A 16861-nucleotide genomic window follows, 5' to 3' on the forward strand; every position below is an offset into this window, starting at 1 on the left:
TAACTATATGATTTGCATCTATTGATTTGCATCTATCATTTGCTCATAATTTAAGAGGCAATCTCCTCGAATTGGTATCTAAACTATCAATTCAGCACGATAAGATTTAGGCAGATTGTATGATTTCCGGCGGCTGAGATAGGTAGCTGAAATGGGTAGCCCACGCACTCACCGGACGGGAACTACAACAGACTGAAAAGAAGTCAATAGGTTTGTCGTGCTTAATAGACTTGCCTGTAGCCAGTGACACCGATGTTGCTACCTGGAATTCCTGGATGGTCAATGTAATTTATTCCGGAAACGAGCCGTTTCTTTCTCCCATTGTGAATGACAATCGCGAGCGCACCCTTGCGGCAATCGACGTCGGTACGAATTCCATCCACATGGCCGTTGTCAAAATTCAACCCAGCATTCCTGCCTTTTCGATTGTCGATCGCGAAAAAGCGACGGTTCGGTTGGGCGATCGCGATCGTCGCACCGGGCGCCTTACCACAGAAGCCATCGATCGGGCCATTGCAGCCCTCAAGCGCTGTCAGGAAATTGCCAAAAGCCATGGAGCCGAAGACATCATAGCGGTGGCCACCAGTGCCGTTCGAGAAGCCCCAAATGGTCATGCCTTTCTGCATCAGGTGGAACGAGAAACCGGGCTGATTATTGATTTAATTTCGGGGCAGGAAGAAGCTCGACGCATCTACTTGGGCGTGTTGTCGGGCATGGAGTTCAATCAACAACCCCATGTCATTGTAGATATTGGCGGTGGTTCCACGGAATTGATCTTAGGAGATGGGCATGAACCGCGCACGCTTAGCAGCACCAAGGTGGGAGCTGTGCGACTATCTAGGGAATATGTCAACACCGACCCAATCAGCAGCAGCGAGTTTCACTATCTGCAAGCCTATGTGAGAGGAATGCTAGAGCGATCGGCAGAGGATGTGCTGGCGCATTTGCAGCCGGATGAAACGCCGCGCTTAGTTGGAACATCGGGCACGATCGAAACCTTGGCTATGATTCATGCCCGCGAGAAATTGGGCATGGTGCCTGCCCCGTTAAATGGCTACGAATTTAGCCTAAGAGATCTGCGCGAGATTGTAAACCGTTTGCGTAAGCTCAACTACGCGGAACGGGCTGCCATTCCGGGTATGTCCGATCGCCGCTCTGAAATCATTGTGGCCGGGGCGGTGATTTTGCAAGAAGCAATGTCCTTGCTTGGCTGCGAAAGTATTGTGATTTGCGAGCGGGCCTTGCGCGAAGGCGTCGTAGTGGATTGGATGATTACCCACGGACTCATTGAAGACCGCTTACGCTATCAGGGGTCTGTGCGGCAGCGGAGCGTGATTCGCATTGCCCAGAAATATCAGGTGAACCTCACTCATGCTGAACGAGTTGCTGCCTTTGCGCTGAGTCTGTTTGACCAAACTCAAGGTAAGTTGCACCAGTGGGGCCCGGAAGAGCGCGAATTGCTGTGGGCAGCGGCCATCCTACACAATGCTGGTCATTTCATTAGCCACTCTGCGCATCACAAACATTCCTACTACCTGATTCGCAACGGTGAACTGTTGGGTTACACCGAAATCGAGGTCGAAACGATCGCCAATTTGGCCCGCTATCACCGTAAAACCGGTCCTAAAAAGAAGCACGAATCTTATCGCAACATCAGCAGCAAAAAGCATCGACGTGTTGTAGAGCAATTGAGTCCACTGTTGCGGTTGGCGGTAGCGCTCGATCGACGACAAATTGGTGCCGTTGAATCAATTCGGTGTGAGTATGTGGACAATGAGCGCAAGTTATATTTACACCTCCAGCCAGCCAATCCTCAAGACGATTGTGCGCTGGAACGGTGGAGCCTCGGACTGAAGCAAGACAGCTTTGAAGCCGAATACAACGTGAAGCTAGTTCCCATTCTAGATACTGCCGAGTCAGCCGATCGCTCGGAATGGCGGGTTGAGTTGGAAGCTTAACGGAGTAAGAATCAACATAGGCGTTGCTGAACGCCGAGATGAATTGTCCGCATCCCCAACCCTTCTTCCCAGGGAGAAGGGAGTCAGACTTGTTGTTTCCTCTGCTTTGGGAGAGGGCTAGGGTGAGGACTGTAAGAAGCTCCAGCACAAGAGTCATGCCTCTGTTCAGCAACGCCTCAACATACTCTCTTGCAACATACTCTCTTGTATTGATGTGCAGGGTTGTACGTGTTAACTGAGATATAGCTGGCTGACAAAATCCTGCTGAGTTGACTTGCTATTTTAGGGAGATTCAGACACTCTGAAGTCAGAGGTCTGTTCTGCCTTTAGTGCTCCGCTGCCCAGTTGCGTCCTATGTCCGAGGATCATTTTTATCACCTTGATCAGCTTCACACATCCGATCGCCTCTGGGTAGGAGATAAAGCTTTCTATCTGGGGCTGTTGCAACAAAAGGGATATCCGGTGCTGCCAGGCGTAGTGGTGTCACCCATATTGCTGCAATTGTTTTTAGAGCAGACTGAGTGGTCGGAGCCGATGTTTGCCGACTTGCCCCATTCTTCGCTCTATGTTGATGTGGACAATCCCCGACAGCTTCAGGCAGTGGCACAACAGATCCGTCAAGCGCTGCAAGCGGCAAGTTTTCCAGACCAGTGGGCTGATCAATTACTGGCGCTGATTCAACCGTGGTCAACATCTGCGGTCATTTTGCGCCCTTCGATCGCTTTGCCGTCGGGGTTTGATCCAACCGTGAGTCTTAAAACGTCCAGCCTGCTAGAAGCCAAAGTATGTTGGGTTAACAAAACCTCGATCGCTGAGAGTTTAAAGCAAGTGTGGGCTGAGTTGTTTCGCGCTAGAAGCTTGTTGTACTGGCAGCGATTACGTATTCAGCTTCAGCACGTGCATTTGGCTGTCCTAATTCAACCGATTCACTCGGCTATTGCGTCCGGTGATGCGCAAATCCATCCTTCTGATCTCAATATTCGGGCTGTTTGGGGACTCGGACGGGCATTGGTCAACGGCGAAGTAGCACCCGACTGCTATCACCTTGATCTGCAAACAGGTGAGCAGTCCTATCAAGTGGCTCATAAAATCTACGCTTACCGCATCCATGCCGATGATGCCATGCCCCTTGATCTGTCGGCAGCGTCCCGCAGCGAGTCTAGTTGCTACTGGATTGAACCGATCGAGTCCTCTCAGCAAACGCAGCCAGTTCTATCTCCGGATCATCTGCAACAATTGCTGCTGTTGTCCCAGCGCCTAGCAACCGATTTGGGAACGCATTTGCGAATGGAATGGATGCTTGGGCCAGCCGGACCCTCACCGCAACTTTACTTAACTCAGGTGACACCTCATCTAAATCAAGGACGTTGGGAGACACTTGATCGTTCACCTCAGTTGGGAGAAACGAAGTTAGGAGAAACAAGATTAGAGGTTGAAAAGGTACCGCGTGTTTCCCCTGTAGATCAACCAGTCCAGCCAGTTGTTTTGCCAATAGCCACCGGATTGGCGGCGGCTCCGGGTCAAGTGGTTGCGCCAGCTTGGGTGAGTCAACAGGCTAGCCTACCCCAACCCATTCCACCAGGATCAATTCTGGTTGCTTCGCACATTACGCCCGATTGGTTACCCTTGCTGAAACAGGCAGCAGGAATCATTACGGAACAGGGAGGGATGACCAGTCATGCGGCCGTGTTAGCTCGAGAACTGGGATTGCCGGCGATTACGGGAGTCTTGAATGCGACTCAGCAGATTCGGACTGGAGACTGGCTGCACATGGATGGCGATCGCGGAGAAATCTTACCGATCGCGGAAGTGGTGCAGTCCGATTCCGTCGTGACTGATCCAACCGTGACTGATCCAGCTATGCTCCATCTGCGGTTCCATCAACCGTCCCAATTCACCGAGCACTTTCGCCTCAACCAGGTACTAACGGCGGATACGGCATCGATACTCCTTGATTCGTCTATTGCGTCTACACAATTGTTTGTGTCACTGAGTCAACCTGCGTCGATCGCCAGAGCCGCCAATTTGCCAGTAGATGGGGTGGGGCTGTTGCGATCGGAACTGATGTTGTTGGATGTGCTACAACAGCATCATCCTACGAGTTGGCTAGAGCCAAACCAGCAAGCTGATCTAATTCAAAGTTTGGCTCAACCGCTTCAAGCCTTTGCCCAAGCCTTTGCCCCCCGCCCGGTGTTTTATCGATCGGCAGATTTGCGCCCGGATGAATTTAGCCATCTCATAGACCCCGATCGGCCGCCAGAATCAAATCCAGCCTTAGGACTACGAGGCAGTTTGCGCTATCAAACTGAACCCGGCTTGTTTGATATTGAATTAGCCGCGCTTCGGCAGGTGCAACAGCAAGGTTACACTAACCTGCACCTAATTCTGCCATTTGTCCGCACAGTAGAGGAATTTACATTTTGTCGTCAGCGGGTTGAGCAAGCTGGACTGAGGCAAAATCCCCATTTCCAGTTATGGATCATGGCAGAAGTGCCCTCGGTGCTGTTACTGTTGCCAGATTACATTGCCGCTGGCGTTGAGGGAGTGGCAATCGGCAGCAACGATTTAACTCAACTGTTGTTAGGAGTCGATCGCAACCAACCTCAGCTTGCTTCGGCTTTCAATCAGCGGCACCCTGCCGTTTTACGAGCTATGCATCAGATCATTCAAACGGCAAAACAAGCAGGCATTCCCTGTTCGGTCTGTGGGCAAGCTCCGACACAATATCCAGAAATTATTAATTTATTGGTGCGTTGGGGCGTGACTGCGATCTCGGTTGATTTGAACGAGGTAGCGGCTACCCGCGAGGCTATTGTGCGGGCAGAGCAACGCTTGTTACTAGAGATGGCACGACAGCGACTCAATTCATAGGTGTTGTTGCATTAGCGGGAGGGGAAGGGGGAATAGGGGGTAGGAAGTAGGGAACAGCAACGCCATGAGCGACTTTGTTTCGACTTTGTTTACTTACCTATTAGCCATTCTCAAAAACCAAGAACCCTAACCTAGCTCGCAACCTGACTGTCACACAATAATCTGCCACAGCAGTATGGTAAACCCGATCGTCCCTAGGTGTTGAGGCAGCAGGTGAAAAATTGACTGACGAGCAATGTTTTGAGTTAACACAACACTTAGTAAGGTGGCGACAATTAGCGTGGTTCCCTGTAGAAAGGAAATGACAGCCGGATCAGCAACGATCACTGGAGCCGAGATGCCGCTGAATCCGAAGGTGGCCAGCGTGACAGGGAGGATGCGTCCGGCTTCAGTCAAACCCAGGCGTAAATAGTGCGCTAGGGTACTACCCAACACCAGGGGCAAATAGCCGTAGGCCAGTTCAATGAACGATCGAGGTTTTAAAGCGCGATTGATCAGACGAATGACACCGTAGATACCGAGCGCTATCACTCCCGGAATTGCCAATGCTGCGATCGAGACTGCCGCATGAGTTACGAAATTGTCCAGATCAATCGTCCAGGGCAGTCGATCGCCAATTTCCGGCAAGCGATGCAAAAATACACCGCCAAATAGTAAAAAGAGAAGCGCCACTTCATGATGAGTGGGGTTGTGGGTTGTCCACAGTTCAATGCCGGGAGGTCGCAAGTTCAGTTCTACCGATCGATGGGGGCAAGCTTTCAGGCAGGTCATGCACAAAACGCAATCACGATTATCTTGCAGTTGTGCTGGATGGGAATAGATGGGACAACCTCCGGTTGCCATGCCTTCGCCTTTTTGTGGCCCGCCTTTATAACATTGATAGGTGGTGCAGGTGGCCGCACAGATACCTTGCTGGGCCCGTAGTTCAATCATCGACAGTTTGGCATACAGCCCATTCATGCCACCGATCGGACACAGATAGCGACACCAAAACCGTCGCTCAAAAATTAGGGAGCAGACGATCGCACCCGCTGTAATTAGTAACAATAGCCAGCTAGACAAATAAGCCGTATTGGGCAAATCCCACAGTTCTTCCCACAGAAAAATCAGGGCAAACAGCGTAAACAAAAACCAGCCCCCCCATTTTTCGGCACGTTGGCGCGGCCAGGATTGCAGTTGTCGGGGAAATACCTTCAGCGATAAGGTTTGCACCAGTTCTCCGTAGATCATAAACGGACAAACTGCACACCAAACCCGTCCCACAAACGGAAAGGCAATCAGCACGACGGGCCACCACCAGGCCCAAAATAAATTCAACCCCACATTGGCATCGCGGGTTTGCGGCCCAACAAATAAAATGGTGACAATTGCTGCAAAGGCAGTCAGCGTGAACCCATAGTTGATTCGATCGGGCCACCAAGGGCTACGCAAAAATTGTCGCAGTTTGGGATAGGCATTCAGCAGATTCAGGCGATAGCGCTTGGCCTTAGGACTGGTAGACCAAAACACCTCTTCGGTCAGGACAGATGCGCCATTGGACTGGACGATCGCCCGCTCTACCATACTTTCCAATTCAGATAAATTGCCTGGAAAGTCATAGCTTTGCAATCGGCGAATGGCTTCGGGAGCGACGTGCGGCTGCGGTAGTCCCTTCGATCGACAATATAAGCTGATGTAATACTTGACTTGGGCGGCTATGTCGGCTTTTGTGACCCGCAACGGTGGCACTTTAATTAGGTGCCCCACCCGTTTTTGGCTTTCGGGCATGGTGCGCTCAGCGGTCATGATGATGCGAGCCTCCGATCGACGGGGCTGTGGCTCGGCAGCCCCTTCTCGCTTAGCGGGCACATACTCCCCGGTATCTAATAAATGCAGTAGCTTTTTTCGTACCTCGATTGGCAAATCCTGAGCATTGTTGAGCATCAGCGTCCCGCGTCCAACCCACTCCAACAATCCCGGTTTGCCGCCCGATCGCCCAAATAGTTCAGCCCCGTTCGGTTGCAGCGTATCGCAGTTAATCTTAATTAAGGGTTGCTGACGATCACTAGAACCAAAGTGAATCAGCGCCGCAATATTATCTTTTCCCAGCCCTGGTTCACCAAAAATTAGCACGGGCTGTCGATCTTGGGATGCTTTTTTAATCGCCTGCCGCAGTCGTACAGCATAGCGACTGGTTCCCACAACCCCCTGCTTGACCTTAGGGACAAGGTACGGTCGCAAAGCCATCTGCCGTTCTTGCTCAAAGGCGAGTTGAGCCGCGACTTGATCGAGTTCAGCCGCTAATTGCCGCGAGAAAGTGCGATTAATTTCGGGAAACTGCTCCACTAACTTCAAGAAAGCCTGACGGGGCAAGCTCCACAGTTCACAATCGCTGAGCGTAATAGCCGTTTGCTCGGCCGGTTGGTCTAGCAGGAGTTCCTTCAAATGCAACACCGATCCTGGCAATAGGCTGCTCGCTCCCTTGGCAAGGCTATCAGAACTAGTGTGATAAACCTCCAACCGTCCCGATCTAAGCAGGTAGAGAGCTGGCGGCAGCATGTCTTCCAGTACCAATCGCCGATTTGCGGGAATCTGTTCAATTTGAATCTGCTCAACGATCGCCCTTAACACCGGTTCTGAAAGCACCCCCAGCGGTGTGTGTTGCTGCAACCATTGCACGCGATCGTCTGGCATAGATATCACCACCTTATAGGGAAAGGCGAAAACAGGCTCTAGTCCCTTTACCCGCAGTTGTACCGATGTCTGAAGGGGGTGCGGGGAACCCCCCGATTCAACCATTACCCCTATCCTAGCCAACTAAACCGTTCGTTCGGCCGCTTCAAGATTAAACAATAAGCGCAACGTTTGCATGGCATGGCGTCGAGCTTCAATGTCCTGCTGCGCTCGCAACTGCACCATTGGATCGTGAAGAATTTTGTTCACGATACCGCGAGTCAACGCTTCGATCACATCTTTGTGCTTTTCACCAAACTCTGTCCCTAACCGAGACAATGCTTTTTCCAATTCCTGCTCACGAATAGCTTCCACTTTATCGCGGAGGCAACTAATGGTAGACACTGTTTCCAACGATCGCCACCACAGATCAAACGCTTCTACTTCTTCGTCCAAAATGCCTTCGGCTTCCAGGGCCATTTGGCGACGGCTTTCCTGATTTTGTGCCACCACCGCTTTCAAATCATCCACGTTGAACACATGCACATTGGGCAACTCATTGACATCCGCATGGACATTCCGCGGTACCGAAATATCAAACAGTTTCAACGATTGTCCAGGGGCTAAGATTGCTTCTAATTTAGCCCGATCGAGCAGCGGTTCCGTGGCAGCCGTAGCCGTGAAGACCAGATCTGACTCCAGAATCACCTGCGTCAGGTCAGCCATTAAGTGTAATTGCAGGTTTACTTCTTTGAATTGCTGTGCCAGTTCCCGGGCACTATTCAGCGATCGATTAATAATACAGATGTGCGTGGCTCCTTTGGACAACAGATGTTGCACCACCAACCGTGCCATTTTGCCGGCTCCCAGCAATGCAATGCGACACGTTGCCAAATTTTCGACCTTGAGTTGAGCTAGTTCTACCGCCGCAGAGCTAATCGAAACGGCCCCCGTCCCAATGCTCGTTTCAGTGCGCACCCGCTTGCCCGCTGTAATTGCCTGGTTAAATAAGCGATTGAGAATCCGTCCAATGCCGTTGTATTGCTGTCCAACCTTGTGAGTATGCTTCACCTGTGCCAAAATCTGCCCCTCACCCAGCACCAAGCTATCTAAGCCGGATGCCACCCGCATGAGGTGCATCACAGCATCCTGATGGAGCAGGATGAATAAATAGGGGCGCAATTGTTGAACGGGCACCTTTCCATGTTCTGCCAAAAACTGAGTGACTTCACGAACCCCCTGTTCTGTTTCGCTGACCACCACATACACTTCTAACCGATTGCACGTGCTTAAAATGGTTGCTTCTTCAATATGTGGATAGCTGCGAAGATGAGCGATCGCGGCTTCCATTTGAGGTGTAGGAATGCTAAGTTTTTCTCGCACGTCAACTGGAGCGGTCTTGTGGCTCAAACCCACGACAATGATGTTCATCCTTCCTCCCAAAGCATTTTTTACCAGCACAAATGTCACATTAAGTTGCTAGACAACTGCTAGCGTTGAACCATTTATTGAGCTAAAAATCACCAAGATGTCACAATTATTTGCACCGTTTCAATCAATCAGTAAGTAACGGCTCTACTTCTTGATCGATCATTGAAAAGTTTATCAACTGATTGCAACCTTCAGCGCAGGCGGTATTGTTGTCTCAACGGGATTTGGCCGTAAATTTTTGTAAATCACAGTGGATCTTTAAGATAGCGTAGAAACAAAAATAGAGGCATTCACCAAAATGCCTCTACTGCATCAAACCTAAAGTGACAGAATACAGGGTTTGCTAATCTCTTGCCACCTCAGATGCTTGAATCTGGCTTTGCTTTGCACAAGGCTGCTCTGTCAGGATGGATTGTAGCGTGGTTTAAACTGTCAGCGATCGATGACAACCTACGAAAGTAGTGACTGATAGCCCTTCGATAACGCTGAAGAGCCGTTGTCCTTAGCGCAACTGAATGTAGTTGGGGTGATCGCTGAACATGTGAATGGTATCGACAAATCGAGCCGTATTGGACTGGTTGGAGATGACCAAGCTCTGAGTTCGTGCACCGCCTTTGAAGAAGCGCACACCTTCCATCAGGGTTCCTGATGTAATGCCGCACGCAGCAAATAGCACTGTTTGTCCAGATGCAAGTTCTTCTGTTTCATACACCTTGTCAGGATCGGTGATGTTCATCTCTTTCAAGCGAGCGATGTTTTCTTCCTTGGTTTTATTAGCCCATTCTTTCGTCATCACCACGGCTGGATCAGCAACCAGTTGTCCCTGAAAGTGACCACCCAAACAGCGCAGGGCGGCGGCTGAAATCACACCTTCGGGTGCTGCGCCGATACCCATCAGTGCATGGGTGTTAGTTCCAGCAAAGGCACAGGAAATCGCGGCTGATACGTCACCGTCGGTAATCAAGCGCACTCTGGCTCCGGCCTCTCGGATTTCTTTGATCAGGTCATCGTGGCGATCGCGCTTCATCACTACTACCACCAGTTCATCGATCGAGCGATCTAGGCACTCAGCCAAAATCTTCAGGTTTTCCGTGGCGCTCTTGCGAATATCGACCTTACCCTTGGCGGCTGGGGGGGCTGCCAGCTTGCGCATGTAGAAGTCTGGCGCGTTGAACAAACCGCCTTTTTCCGAAATGGCCAATACTGCCATCGACCCCGGTTGCCCATAGGCGCAGAGGTTGGTACCTTCGCAGGGGTCAACAGCGATGTCAATTTCAATTAGCTCATCCGGGTTACAGTAATTTTTGGCATCAGGGCGGGTACAAATGCCCACTTCCTCACCAATGTAGAGCATAGGAGCTTCGTCGCGTTCGCCCTCACCAATCACAATGCGACCGCGCATGTAAATCTTATTCATCCGTTCCCGCATGGCTTCCACGGCCACCCGGTCTGCTTCGTTCTTGTCACCTTTGCCCATCAAGCGAGCCGATGCGATCGCTGCTTGCTCAACGACTTCAATAATTTCTAAACCGAGTGTTGATTCCACCGGATAAACCCTCCCGACTGCTGTGTTAAGTCAGATGTGTTAAGTCAGATACTCAGTCAAAAGTCTACCAGACTGGGGATCACTGGGGAATGGGAAAACTGGGATTCAGCCATGAGACAAGATGACTTTCGAGGTCAAGTCATTGACTCCAATATGAGCGATTTGCTCTAGGAATTCCATAAAGAGAGCGACGTTCGCTCATCGACCAAATGTCATATGGGCCAGTTTTTTCTCGCAATGAATCGACAGATTGAGTGACAGAACTTAAGATCTGGAAAGTTTGGTTTTTTGGTCTGTCCACCTCTACCCATTCTTAGCTTGTGTCTCAGCTGGCGATCGCACCTCCATCGACCGTCTATTCGGCACTTCACTGTGTCAACCCCGATTGTAGAGCCCCCTATCCTCAAAGCTGGGGCAACAAATTTTGCCAGTGCTGCGGCTCCTCGGTCATTCTCAATAACCGCTATTTGCCGCTTCAGCGCTTAGGTTCTGGTGGGTTTGCTGTCACCTACGTGGTTTATGATATGCAGCAACAACACGAGCGGGTGTTGAAGGTTCTAGGGGAAACCAGTGCCAAAGCCGTTGAGTTATTTGAACAAGAGGCGCGAGTGCTGTCCCAACTGCGCCATCCCGGCATTCCACAAGTAGACAACGACAGCCTGTTTACGTTGTCAGTGCGTCATCCCACTGATCGATCGTTGCCCTGCTTGGTGATGGAAAAGATTGATGGTCAAACTTTACAGGAATGCTTGAGCCAGTATCCTAAAGGATGCCCGGAAGCAACTGTCATCAACTGGTTTCATCAGGCGATCGACATTCTGCGGCAACTGCATCAACAGCAAATTATCCATCGCGATTTGAAACCGGCAAACTTCATGCTACGGCGTGAGTCTGGGCAACTAGTCGTAATTGATTTTGGTGGAGCCAAGGTCGATCCGCAGCAGTCTGTCGCCCAACGCAGTTCCACCCGACTGGTGTCTCCAGGATATAGTCCTCCCGAACAAGTCGCCGGCGGAGCCGTGTTGCCCGCTTCCGATTTTTATGCCTTGGGTCGCACATTGATTCATTTGCTTACGGGCCGCTATCCATCCGATCTTGAAGATCCGACCACAGGCGAACTGCGGTGGCGACGGTGTGCAGCAGTCAATCCCGCCTTGGCAGATTTACTCGATGATATGGTGCAGTTTGACGTGCGGCAACGGCCGGCCACTGCCGAGGTCATTCAAGCTCGTCTTTGGCAAATTACCCCTCCTCCTTCTATTCTGCAATCAACCCGGCAATCGGGAGGACGGTCAACCAAAGGGAACTCCCTTCGCCGTCCAGTTCAAAACCTAGCCCGACTAGCGCAAGCCAAAGGCGGGATTCAACCGCCATCGAATTCAAGCGGCAATCTTTCACTATCGCATTCTCTTGCAGATACAACTTGGAGTATGTTGCTCGCTGGCGTCGGTGGCGGCATTGGTACCATCGTTGGCTTCGATCTAGCCTATCGATCGCCCACGCTACAGTTTTCGGTCTGGTTATGGCAGGTTAGCCGCCCCTTCAGCTTAGAGGCGTTAGTTCCTATGCAGTTGGGTTGCGAGTTGATGGTGTTTGGAGCCGCTGGACTAGGAACAGCGCTGGGGCTAACCATTGCCGGCGGGTTTGACCAACGCCGGCGCCCGGTTCAAGCTGGATTAATGGGGGCGATCGGCTACATCAGCGGACTGCTGGGGTTACGACTGGCGGCCCTAGATGGGGTGTTGGTGGGGCTAATTGTTTTTGCCGAATTGGCCCCGGTGCTCCTAGTGCTAGGGTTAGGATTACCTACTCCGCGCTTACTGTACGCTGCTGTCGCTGGAATTGCTACTACGGGTGCATTGGTCAATCTGGCCGCCGCTAATCTAGGGTTCATGGTATCGTTCTGGCAATTTCTCTATCCGCCAACCCCTGGTATGGCGGCTGATGAGGCAAGTTGGTGGGGCTGTTTGATTGTGTTTAGCTTACTGGGAAGTTTATTAGCGGGGTGTTTGGGGCTAAGCCGATATGTCTTAGTGCCACTGTTTCGCTGGCTGCGATAGTGGAAAATGGCTGGAAAATGACTGAGTTATCCTCTACTGCTCAATCATTACTTGCCACACTGCCCCCGCTGCCGCAACAGATGATCGCACAGCACGATCGCCATCATCGCTTCCACCATTGGTACCGCGCGCGGCAACACACAGGGGTCGTGGCGTCCCTTGGCCGCTAAAACGGTCTCTGTGCCATCTGTTGTCACGGTGCGCTGTTCTTTACGAATGGTTGCAGTCGGCTTGAAAGCCACGCGAATAAGGATATTCTCGCTGTTGGAAATGCCGCCCTGCACACCGCCCGAACGATTGGTGACTGTGCGAATCTGTCCCTGTTCGTCGGTGTAGAACTCGTCGTTGTGTTCGCTACCCGTCAGCAGCGTTCCGGCAAATCCCGAGCCAATTTCAAAACCTTTACTGGCTGGTAGTGACATCACACCCTTAGCTAAATCGGCTTCCAGTTTGTCAAACACGGGCATTCCCAGCCCAGCAGGTACACCCCGCGCCACACATTCCACGACCCCCCCGATCGAATCGCCTTGGCGGCCAATCTGCTCAATTAAATCAATCATGCGCTCGGCACAGTCGGCATCGGGGCAGCGGACGATATTACTTTCCACTTGTTCTAACGTGACCGTGTCTGGATTGACTGCGCCTTCGAGATCTTTAATGCGCTTGACATAGCCAATAATTTCGACACCTGCCTGCTTGAGGATTTTCTTGGCGATCGCGCCTGCTGCTACTCGTCCGATCGTTTCTCGAGCCGACGATCGCCCCCCACCCTGCCAATTACGAATCCCATATTTAGCGTCATAAGTAGCATCGGCATGAGACGGGCGATAGGTGTGTGCCATCTCGCTATAATCTTGCGGGCGAGTGTCTTTGTTGCGTACCAAAATGGCGATCGGTGTTCCCAAGGTTTTGCCTTCAAACAGCCCAGAAAGGACCTCGCACTGATCAGCTTCTTTGCGTGGCGTCGTGATTTTGCTTTGTCCTGGACGGCGACGATCAAGTTCAAATTGAATCTCGTCGATCGAAATTTCTAATCGTGGCGGACAGCCATCAATAATGACGCCAACGCCCCCCCCATGCGATTCACCAAATGTGGTAATGCGAAACAGATGCCCAAATGTGTTACCCATTAGCGGTTGCCTATCCTTCGGAATTTCGATTGTAGCTGAAAATGCGTCATGCTCCGGCTACAAGGCTCGATCGGGATTAATTCCCTGTGTTCTCAATGGGTCTGCGAGGCGATCGGCGCGTTGGCGTCCTTGCTCAATCTATTGTTTTGCCGCCGCTGCTTGCTCATCCCCTGTCAGCAGCAGGGTGCCTGCTGCTGACAGGGGATGAGCAAGGGCATTTGGAGGTCTGTATGATAGTCCAGTACAGTTTATCTACTTCAGTGTTTTATTGGCTCTGTGCTATTGATGTCCTCACACGGACTTGTATCCCCTGAAATTTGCTATTTCTAGACCTGGTAGTATTTCAAACCTAGTGACATCTCTTGATGCCCCCCTACAGTCCCCCTGATGAAGGGGAACGACGACAGCCGAGGGGCTGGAAGCCACCTATCTGAAACGCTATCTCTAGACCTTAATTGACCTAGAGGTTTGAATGTTGAGACACCTGCATCTCGAATACATGTGGCTATCGAAAACAACTGAATACTGAAATACTTACAACTGAATACTGACATCTATTGCATCTACATCTATTGCATCTACGAAGGAATTCTATGCGCTTTGTGATTCTTGGAGACTTGCATTATTCCGATTATCTGACTCCTGAGCAGGCAGCTGCTCGCGATCGGATCTTTACTCACTTTTTTCAGCAAGTGTTGGATCAACATCCAGATTTTGTGTTTGCGGTAGGAGATACCACCCATTGGGGAACGCTATCAGAAATGAGGGGATTAGAAGCGATCGTCAAAGCAACGCAATTACCGCTCATTCGAGTCACTGGAAATCATGATTGCTGTAGTGTAGACAAAGCTCTTTTAGCGCCTTTCTTTCTAGGCGGACGGCGGTCCCAATCAGTCACAGACTTGTATACCAGCTTTGATGCAAGCAATGTCCGGTTTGTGTTGCTAGATACTGCTCGCAGCAAACATGATCCTGCTCCGGGTGGCTTTCTTTCACCTGCTCAATTGGATTGGTTAGAGCAACAGATTCTTACGTTTAACGAAACAGACTCTCTTCAGCATCTCGTGCTGTTAGGACACTATCCCTTGACTAATACCACCCGTCGCAGCCATCGTGAGGTCATGAGTATTTTCAACAGCGATGCCGTGACACGGGTCTTTGCCCTACTTCAAGCCGGACTAGAGTCGCCCAAATCGGGGTATTACTTTTGTGGGCACAATCACACCCATAGCATTTATGAATCTCCAGATTTACCCTGGTTACACGTGCAAACCGCCGATCCACTAGATTGCCGTAGCTTTCGTCTAGTGACGATCGATTGCACGGGTCTGGAAATTAAAACGATCGATTTTGATCTCAGTTCGCCCCATCTGCAAGCTGATTTTGAGACTGCCAGAGATAATATTCCCTCTGGTTTTGCCCCTCAAAAATTTGCTGCCTCATATGGTGAAGCAACCGATCGCTATGTTCTACGTCGAGCCACTGTCTCCGTGTAGTCACTAAACGGCAGAAGGAGGGAATCAAATGTGATCGTTACAGTTACCCATCACTCATCACTCATTACCCATTACCAGCGATCGATTACCAATTACCGTTTTCCTTCTGCCCTGCCCTTTCTTCTACCATTCTTCCTGCTACACTTCGCTAGAAACCGTAGACGCTTGCTCATCTCGCCCCATTAATTCTGGATAGGTTGTCGGAGAAACTGGCAGCGCCTTCACGTCGGTTGTAGCGATGTGTCCCACATAAAATGCACCAGCTTCAATATCCAACGATTTGGCAGTAACATCGCCTTCTAAGCGGGCTGTGCGACTGAGGGTCAATCGCCCTTCAGCAATGACTCGTGCCTTAATCACTCCATGCACAATGATGTTATTAGCCCGCAGTTCCAATCCTTCAATTAAGCCACTCTGAGAAATTTCCACATCCCCGCGTACATCCACATTGCCATGAACAATGCCATCAACTCGTAAGTTGCCTTCTACATTCATATCGCCCCGAAACTCGCTAGTCGCACTCAGATAGGTCAACGAGTAGACTGGTTTGCGCTTAAACATCTGCTTCTATTCCTTAGAGAGAATCCAGAGAGAATCCAAAGAAAATGGTTGAGTGAGTTCTTAAATAAACTCAGTTCAAGATAAATCCAACGAGTAGTCTAATCCAAGTATTTCTTGGGGTCTACTACCTGTCCGTTTCGGAAAACACTGTAGTGCAGATGCGGGCCACTAGAGCGCCCTGTATTTCCCAAATACCCAAGTACTTGATGCCGATCGATCCGCGCACCTGTATTTACCTTGATTTCCGATAAGTGAGCATAAAGGGTTTCATAGCCATAGCCATGATCTACAATTATGTAGTTGCCAAACCCCGATTCCCATTCGGCCTTAGATACCCTACCTGAGGCAGTGGCATAAACCGGAGATCCATAAGCCGCCACAAAGTCAATTCCTCTATGAAATTCATAACCCCAGCCAAAGGGATTAGGTCGTAGACCAAACAGCGAGGTAATTTCCGTATCGCTTGCCTGCAAAGGTACGCCCCTAGGTTTGGCTTCCTCTCGCACAAACATGGCTTGGAGGGCTGGTTCGACTTCTCCCTGTAATTCTTCTACCAATTCTGGCAGTTTAGCTTTAGCAAGTTCCAATAGCTCTTCAGCAGCGATCGACCCACCTACCCCGCCTTGAATAGGGGCGATTTGACCATGCGCAGACTGCTGGCTCAAGTTGTCATCGGGTGGGCCTTGGCGTTCTCCACGCCAATCATTCCAATCATCGTTAAAAGCATCTTCGTCAGGTGCATTATTATCATCGAGTTGGTCTGAATCGATCGTGTCTAACTCTCCATCGAATGCTTCATCCACTACAGCATCGATGCGTGCACCTTTAGTGAGTTCCTTCGTGAGTTCATTTGGCATTACTTCAGAATTGGGGGTCTCAGACTGGTTCGCACGCTCTTGCAAGTTAGAAATAGAAGATTCCAGGGCCTCTAACTGTTGGAGAATGCCAGCCGCTTCCTCAGTCAATTGCGAATTCCGTTGGGAAAGACGCAAATTTTCCCGCACAAACGATACCAGAAGGGCGCTAACTAAAATAGCTGGCAAGCCTACACCCAAAATGATGGCGAAGGGGCGTAGTGAAAGGACGATCGGTTCTCGCCCTGTGCCTGCAATCCAGATAGTATAGCTCGTTGGTTTTCGACGATTCATGAGTCGTT

At 50.6% G+C, this 16861-nt stretch carries 10 protein-coding genes; 4 read left to right on the forward strand and 6 right to left on the reverse strand.

The features are described 5' to 3' along the window. Positions 1-275: 275 nt before the first annotated feature. On the forward strand, positions 276-1958 hold the full coding sequence (locus tag OXH18_RS12290; protein ID WP_315874713.1) for a Ppx/GppA phosphatase family protein: 1683 nt from the start codon (positions 276-278) through the stop codon (positions 1956-1958). Between the two features lie 354 nt (positions 1959-2312). Beyond that, complete coding sequence (locus OXH18_RS12295) at positions 2313-4829, forward strand: putative PEP-binding protein (RefSeq protein ID WP_268613071.1); 2517 nt, start codon at positions 2313-2315, stop codon at positions 4827-4829. Positions 4830-4979: 150 nt separating this feature from the next. Here OXH18_RS12295 and OXH18_RS12300 read toward each other — a convergent pair whose 3' ends face one another. From OXH18_RS12300 to glpX, 3 genes are all read right to left on the reverse strand, one after another. Further along, positions 4980-7502 carry a sigma 54-interacting transcriptional regulator gene (locus OXH18_RS12300; protein ID WP_315874714.1) on the reverse strand — a complete coding sequence of 841 codons (2523 nt, stop codon included), beginning with the start codon at positions 7500-7502 and terminating at the stop codon, positions 4980-4982. A 123-nt stretch (positions 7503-7625) separates the two neighbouring features. After that, the gene (locus tag OXH18_RS12305; protein WP_268613073.1) at positions 7626-8912 is read right to left on the reverse strand and encodes a glutamyl-tRNA reductase; all 1287 of its coding nucleotides are present in this window, start codon (positions 8910-8912) and stop codon (positions 7626-7628) included. Between the two features lie 502 nt (positions 8913-9414). Continuing rightward, positions 9415-10458 (reverse strand): class II fructose-bisphosphatase, encoded by a 1044-nt coding sequence (gene glpX, locus OXH18_RS12310; RefSeq protein ID WP_268613074.1) that lies wholly within the window; start codon positions 10456-10458, stop codon positions 9415-9417. Positions 10459-10778: 320 nt separating this feature from the next. Between glpX and OXH18_RS12315 the strand changes: the two genes are divergently transcribed. Beyond that, positions 10779-12518 carry a serine/threonine protein kinase gene (locus OXH18_RS12315; protein WP_268613075.1) on the forward strand — a complete coding sequence of 580 codons (1740 nt, stop codon included), beginning with the start codon at positions 10779-10781 and terminating at the stop codon, positions 12516-12518. A gap of 47 nt (positions 12519-12565) precedes the next feature. Here the strand turns inward: OXH18_RS12315 and aroC are convergent, their stop codons facing one another. Further along, on the reverse strand, positions 12566-13648 hold the full coding sequence (gene aroC / locus OXH18_RS12320; protein ID WP_268613076.1) for a chorismate synthase: 1083 nt from the start codon (positions 13646-13648) through the stop codon (positions 12566-12568). 593 nt (positions 13649-14241) lie between these two features. On the opposite strand from aroC, the gene OXH18_RS12325 reads away from it, so the two are divergent. Continuing rightward, a complete protein-coding gene (locus tag OXH18_RS12325) occupies positions 14242-15144 on the forward strand; it encodes a metallophosphoesterase family protein (RefSeq protein ID WP_268613077.1) in 903 nt (300 codons plus the stop codon). Positions 15145-15282: 138 nt separating this feature from the next. Here the strand turns inward: OXH18_RS12325 and OXH18_RS12330 are convergent, their stop codons facing one another. Together OXH18_RS12330 and OXH18_RS12335 are read right to left on the reverse strand one after the other, a co-directional pair. Then, on the reverse strand, positions 15283-15705 hold the full coding sequence (locus tag OXH18_RS12330) for a bactofilin family protein (protein ID WP_268613078.1): 423 nt from the start codon (positions 15703-15705) through the stop codon (positions 15283-15285). 98 nt (positions 15706-15803) lie between these two features. Further along, positions 15804-16853, reverse strand: coding sequence for a M23 family metallopeptidase (locus OXH18_RS12335; protein ID WP_268613079.1), 1050 nt, complete (start codon positions 16851-16853; stop codon positions 15804-15806). Positions 16854-16861 lie beyond the last annotated feature (8 nt).

Source organism: Thermocoleostomius sinensis A174, from assembly GCF_026802175.1.
Lineage (GTDB): Bacteria > Cyanobacteriota > Cyanobacteriia > Elainellales > Elainellaceae > Thermocoleostomius > Thermocoleostomius sinensis.